Here is a 1,046-nt window from a genome sequence, read left to right as displayed (position 1 = left end):
TGTTTGATCCCGGGCTTTGATGGTTCATCATTGTCGTCCGAATCAAAGGATGCACTATGGGCCAGGTTCTGCATGGGAGCGCCACAACGACAGAGGCGATCCGTCGAGCGATACAACATAGTCAAGCGAGCCTGAGGTCGCTTTCGAAGCGCTATGGCATCAACCCCAAGACGGTAGCGAAGTGGAAGAAGCGGAGTTCGACCGCCGATCTGCCCACCGGCCCCAGGGAGCCGAGATCGACGGTTCTGTCTGTCGAGGAAGAGGCCGTTATTGTGGCCTTCCGCCGCTACACGCTGCTGCCGCTCGACGATTGCCTCTACGCGTTGCAGCCGTCGATCCCGCATCTGACGCGCTCTTCATTGCACCGCTGTCTGCAGCGCCACGGCATCGGCCGATTGCCGGATGTCGAGGGCGACAGGCCGGCGAAGAAGAAGTTCAAGGCCTATCCGATCGGCTTCTTCCACATTGATATCGCGGAGGTTCGAACCGAACAGGGCAAGCTACACATGTTCGTCGCCATCGACCGAACCTCGAAGTTCGCCTTCGTCGAACTGCACGAGAAGGCTCCGACAGCCATTTCCAAAGAGTTTCTGCTACGCCTGATCGCGGCCGTCCCCTACAGGATCCATACCGTTCTCACCGACAACGGCATCCAGTTCACCACGCCAGGCGCTGGCGGTTCGGCCGTTCCGCTGATCAAGGAGGCAATCGCAAATGGCGAGATATTCCGGGCTCATGCCTTCGAATACGCCTGTGCCAAGAACGATATCGAACATCGAACCACAAAGCCAAAGCACCCCTGGACCAACGGTCAGGTCGAGAGAATGAACCGGACCATCAAGGACGCAACCGTCAAGCGCTTCCATTACGACGATCACGACCAACTGCGTCGGCATCTTGCCGACTTCGTCGCGGCCTACAATTTCGGCCGCAGGCTGAAGACCCTCAAGGGCTTCACGCCCTACGAGTTCATCTGCAAGGCATGGGCTTCCCAGCCCGAGCGCTTCACTCTCAATCCGCTCCAGCAAATGCCGGGACTAAACATC

The 1,046-nt window shown here is 58.4% G+C and carries 1 protein-coding gene; it reads left to right on the top strand.

Going from position 1 to position 1,046, the window contains the following annotated elements; all coding sequences use genetic code 11:
• Window positions 1-56: 56 nt before the first annotated feature.
• A partial coding sequence (locus tag NKH13_RS35490; RefSeq protein WP_352917481.1) for an IS481 family transposase occupies window positions 57-1,046 on the top strand: 990 nt, incomplete at its 3' end.

Origin of the sequence: Mesorhizobium sp. M1348 (assembly GCF_040317925.1) — a bacterium.
Taxonomy (GTDB): Bacteria; Pseudomonadota; Alphaproteobacteria; order Rhizobiales; family Rhizobiaceae; genus Mesorhizobium.
Note: the sequence above shows the minus strand (reverse complement) of the source record. Positions and strands in the feature narration are given on the sequence as shown.